Annotated in this window: 4 protein-coding genes; 3 read left to right on the forward strand and 1 reads right to left on the reverse strand. The window is 68.8% G+C overall.

Translation table 11 applies throughout. From position 1 onward, the window contains the following. Positions 1-433, reverse strand: a 433-nt coding sequence (locus ACYVE7_RS29050) for an alpha/beta hydrolase-fold protein (protein ID WP_460369071.1), incomplete at its 3' end; no start/stop codon positions are given. 128 nt (positions 434-561) lie between these two features. Here ACYVE7_RS29050 and ACYVE7_RS29055 point away from each other — a divergent pair. The 3 genes from ACYVE7_RS29055 (at position 562) to ACYVE7_RS29065 (ending at position 4,293) form a co-directional block, all read left to right on the forward strand. After that, positions 562-2,382, forward strand: coding sequence for a class I SAM-dependent methyltransferase (locus ACYVE7_RS29055; protein ID WP_460369073.1), 1,821 nt, complete (start codon positions 562-564; stop codon positions 2,380-2,382). Next, the gene (locus ACYVE7_RS29060) at positions 2,379-3,344 is read left to right on the forward strand and encodes an alpha/beta hydrolase (protein WP_460369074.1); all 966 of its coding nucleotides are present in this window, start codon (positions 2,379-2,381) and stop codon (positions 3,342-3,344) included. Before ACYVE7_RS29055 ends, ACYVE7_RS29060 begins: the two co-directional genes overlap by 4 nt. A 595-nt stretch (positions 3,345-3,939) precedes the next feature. Next, entirely contained in the window at positions 3,940-4,293 is a 354-nt protein-coding gene (locus tag ACYVE7_RS29065; protein ID WP_460369075.1) for a hypothetical protein, read from the forward strand. The last annotated feature ends 556 nt before the right edge of the window (positions 4,294-4,849 follow it).

Here is a 4,849-nt window from a genome sequence, read left to right on the forward strand (position 1 = left end):
TCCCCGGGCGGGACGCCGCGCCGAGCAGCGCGCCGTAACCGCCGCCGGACACCCCGGCGACCGCCCGGACCGGCGCCGCCCCGTAGCGGGCGCGCATCAGCTCGAAGACCTGGTCAAGATGGAAGGTCTGCCACTGCGGGCCGTCCCGCCAGTCGGCGTAGCCGCCGAACCTGCCGCCGTCCGGCATGACGATCAGGACGTCGTCGTCGCGGCTGAGCTCGGCGACGCCCGTGTGGGCGAGCCACGAGGTCGAATCGTCGAGGCCGCCGTGGTGGAGGGTGAGCAGCGGCCAGGTGCGGGCGGCGTTCTCGGTCCAGCCGTGCGGGAGCAGCACATGGACCGACAGTTCACCGTCGTCGACGGAGCCCGCGTGGACCGTCAATTTTCTGAGCCTGTCGCTCAGCCGTTCCTCGTCCAGGACTTTGATCTCCATAGCCCCGAAGTGTGACGGCCTTTCCGCTCCCTTCCTATCTCACGAGAGAAAGACTGTTCCGCGGTGAAAACTCAATTCCCGCGTCCTCGCGGACGCTCTTGTCGGCCTGCCCTCCACCGGATCCCCGAATGATTCCCCTCGCCATCCTCGCCGTTCTCATGGCGGCCAACGCGTGGCGGCTGCGGGCCCGGTTGCGGACCCTGCGGCCGCTCTCCCCCGCCGCGCCCGGCGGGGCCGACGATCCGGCGTTCGTGCTGTTCACGGCCGTCGGGGTGACCGTCCCGGTGGAGGTGCGGCGGGCCGCCGAACAGCACGCGCGGGACAACGGCCTCGGGCTGGTCGACCTCCTGCCGCGCGACCTTCCGTTCGACGGGATCCTCGATCTGGCCCGTCATCTGAACTTCGCGGACTACCGTCAGGACCGTTTCGGAATGGGGCGCGGCGCGTGCCATGCGGTGCTCGTCTCCCGGGAGGCGGCACGGCAGGCGGGAATGGTGGAGAAAGACGCCTACGACCCCGACGAGCTGAGCGCGATGACCGTGCGGCTCAAGCTCTACACGGGTGAGGCAGACATCGTCGTCGCCGACTTCCGGGGGCAGGACCAGACGGCTTTCCGGCGGGCCCGGATGCGGGCGATGGTGTTCGTCCTTCCGCAGACCCTCTCGCTGCCGCAGACCCTGCTCGCGGCGGCCGCCGGCTACCTGCTCGTGCTCGGCGGGATCGCGGTCGCGCCTCTCGCGGGGCTCGCCCTGGCCGTCGGGTACTGCCTGCTGCCGCTGCTGGTGTTCGCGGGAACCCCGGTCACGCCGCGTGATCTGTGGCGGGTCTGCGCGACCCGGCTCCTGTACACGCCGCTGTCGATCGTCCGGACGTTGCGGGCGCCGCGCACCCCGTGGGAGCAGCGGCTGATCGCGGCGCGGGAGGAGGCGCGCGGCTGGTACCGGGAGGAGATCGACCGCGGGGTCGAGCGGTTCGTCAGGGAACGTTCGGAGGTGTGCCCGTGGTGCGGTGCGCCGGAACTGCGGCGGCAGGTCAGGACCTGGGACATCCTGCAGGGCAAACCGGGACGGTTCACCCTGGAACGGTGTCTGCGGTGCCGGCACGTCTTCCAGAATCCGCGCGTCACGGACGAAGGGCTGGCGTTCTACTACAAGGACGTCTACGACGGGCTCGGCGATGTGCTCGCGGAGCGGATCCTCGCGTCGAACACGTCGTGGTATCTGGCGCGCGCCGCGATGGTCCGGCGGGTGACGGAGCCGGAAGCGTGGCTCGACGTCGGCACCGGGAAGGGGCATTTCTGCCGGGTCGCCCGGACCGTGATGCCCAGGACCAGGTTCGACGGGCTCGACTTCGGGGTGGCCGTCCTGGAGGGCGAGCAGCGCGGCTGGCTCGACCGGGGATTCCGGAGCGAACTGATCGAAGCCGCCCCTGAGCTGGCCGGACAGTACGACGTCGTCAGTATGCACCACTACCTGGAACACACCCATGATCCGCTCGCGGAGCTGGACTCGGTCACCAAGCTGCTGCCGTCCGGCGGGCATCTGCTTATCGAACTGCCCGACCCCGAATCGTGGTTCGCCCGGGTGCTGGGCGGGTTCTGGGTGCCGTGGCTGGCCCCGCAGCACCTGCATCTGATCCCGCTCGGCAACCTGCGGACCGCGCTCACCGACCGCGGCTTCGAAGTGATCGCGCAGGAGCGCAGGGAGGCCGACCAGGGGCCCGACTTCGTCGCTTCGGCGGCCGCCGTGCTGAACCTGCTCGGGCTCGACGTCGACCGGCCGTGGTGGCCCCGCGTGCCGGGACGCCGCGAGTACGCCGGGGTCCTCGCCACGATGGCGCTGGCCGCACCGCTCATGGGCGCCGCGATCCTGCTCGACCTGCTCACCGTTCCGCTGAAACGCCACAACAGCAACGCCTACCGGATCCTCGCCAGAAAGAACGACGGATGAAACGCCTGCTGACCGCCTTCGCCCTGCTCCTCACCCTGCTGACGGGGCTGCTTCCCGCCCCGCCCGCCGCCGCGGGGAAGGTCACCGAGAAATGGTTGAACAAGACGACCGTCGACCTGACGTGGCGGTCGCCGAACATCGGCGCGGACGTCACCACCCGGGTGCTGCTGCCGCGCGGCTGGAGCCGGACCGCGCAACGCACCTGGCCGGTGGTCTACGCACTGCAGGGCGGGCGCGACGACTACACGTCGTGGACCAGGGAGACCGACATCGCGAAACTCGCCGCGCAGTGGGACGTCATCGTGGCGATGCCGACCGGCGGGATCAACGGCAGCTACACCGACTGGTGGAACGACGGCAAAGGCGGGACGCCCCGCTGGGAGACCTTCCACACCGTCGAACTGGTGAAGATGCTGGGCGGTTACCGGGCGAGCGGGAAGCGGGCGGTGCTCGGCGTCTCCTCCGGCGGGCAGGGCGCGATGTCGTATGCCGCACGCCATCCGGGGATGTACACGTATGCGGCTTCGTTCAGTGGTTCGACCCATCTGACGATGGACGGGATGCAGGCTTTCCTCGTCACGGTGAACCTGCTCGGCTTCGGCCCCGACGCGTTCCGCATCTTCGGCGTCCCGGGCAAGGACGACGCCAACTGGCGTGCCCACGACCCTTACGTCCAGGCGTCGAAGCTCCGCGGAACGGGCCTGTACGTCTCGTCCGGGACGACCGGTATGAACGGCCCCCTGACCCCGCCGGGCGGCCAGTGGCGTTTCAGCCAGCTCAGCGAAGTCCTCATCGGCCGTATGAACCAGTCCTTCATCTCCCGCCTCCGCACCCTGAAAATCCCGGTAACGGCCCACATCTACGGCAACGGCTGGCACGCCTGGCCCGAATGGATCCCCGAACTCCACACCGCCTGGCCCCTCATCATGCGCTCCCTCAACGCAAAGACCACACCGCAATAAGCACCCCACCCAACCCACCGTCCACACCCCACCCACCCGACCAAGCCGAGTACCTGATCCCGGAACACCTCACCGCCCACACATGATCCCGCCGACCTGCGGCGTGTCGCCCATTCGAGACCAGCGAAACCGGCGACACGCCGCAGCCCGACCCGATCAAGAACCCAAGCCCCCCGGCCTGCTGGAACAACTCAAAGACCGAGCGAGCAAGATCGCGTCGAGCTGCGGCAAATCGACCGTTCGAGACGCGCCAAACGGACCACATGGCGCAGGTCGAGACGATCATGGCCGCGGTCGAGCCCAGCCGATGGCCTCGCCATCCGGAAGCCTGAACGCGACCCTTTTAGACAAGATCGCGTCGAGGTGTGGCAAGTCGACCGTTCGAGACACACGAGACGGGCGACACGCCGCAGCTCGAGGCGATCAAGGACCGGCCTCCGCACCTGCCGCCGACCGGGATCTCCGTCCGTTCCCCGTCGACAAGTGCGGGTTTCGCACTGATCACCCAGGAGCGAAACCCGATCGACCGCGCCCGATTCGTCCGGTAGCGTCCGCCGTCCAGGCCCTCCGCTCCCCGAGAAAGCGATCCGCGCTCATGACCGCCGACGTCGCGACGACGACCCTGTGGCGCCCGACCGGCCCGAAGGAGCTGGACCTCGTCCGCGCCCTCCAGTGGCGCGCCTGGCCACCCCGCCTGCCCGAGCAGCCGATCTTCTACCCCGTCCTCAACGAGGAGTACGCGATCAAAATCGCCCGGGACTGGAACGTCAAACACGACGGCGCGGGCTTCGTCACCCGCTTCGCGGTGAAGTCGTCCTTCCTGGCCCGCTACCCCGTCCGCCAAGCCGGCGGCCGCACCATCCTGGAACTCTGGATCCCGGCCGACGACCTCCCCGAGCTCAACACCCACCTCATCGGCCCGATCGAACTCATCCACGAATTCCACTGAACCCCGCCCACCAACCAACTCAGCACACCCCACCCAGCGGCCCGGACACTCGACCCGCCTGCGCATCGACCGTTCGAGACGCATGGAACAGGCGAAACGCTGCAGCTCGACACGATCAGGAAGCCCGGGGCCTCAAGGGCTGCCAGAACGGCTTAAAGACCGAGCGAGCAAGATCGCGTCGAGCTGCGGCGGATCGACCGTTCGAGACGCACGGGACGGGCGACACGCCGCAGGTCGAGGCGATCAAGGAGTCGGGGCCTCAGGGGCTGGCGGGACGGCTTAAGGCCGAGCGAGCGAGGTCGCGTCGAGGTGTGGTGGATCGGCTGTTTGGGGGGTGCCTAACGGGCCGCGTGGCGTAGGCCGGGACGGTCGTGGCTGTGGTCGAGGCCGGTCGGTGGTCTCGCCATGTCGGAAGCCTGGACGCGGCTCTTTTAGACGAGGTGGCGTCGAGGGGTGGGGTATCGGCCGTTTGGGAGGGGCCTAGTACTACATGCCTAGATCTTGAGTGGGTTCCGGAGTTCAATCACCTGAGAGGGTGGGGGCATGCCACCTTGGT

It is taken from the genome of Actinocorallia lasiicapitis, from assembly GCF_054778695.1.

Bases quoted from the DNA above. Each gene is read 5' to 3' on its own strand.
- ACYVE7_RS29055 (WP_460369073.1), top strand. From the start codon at position 562: ATGATTCCCCTCGCCATCCTCGCCGTTCTCATGGCGGCCAACGCGTGG.
- ACYVE7_RS29065 (WP_460369075.1), top strand. From the start codon at position 3,940: ATGACCGCCGACGTCGCGACGACGACCCTGTGGCGCCCGACCGGCCCG.
- ACYVE7_RS29060 (WP_460369074.1), top strand. From the start codon at position 2,379: ATGAAACGCCTGCTGACCGCCTTCGCCCTGCTCCTCACCCTGCTGACG.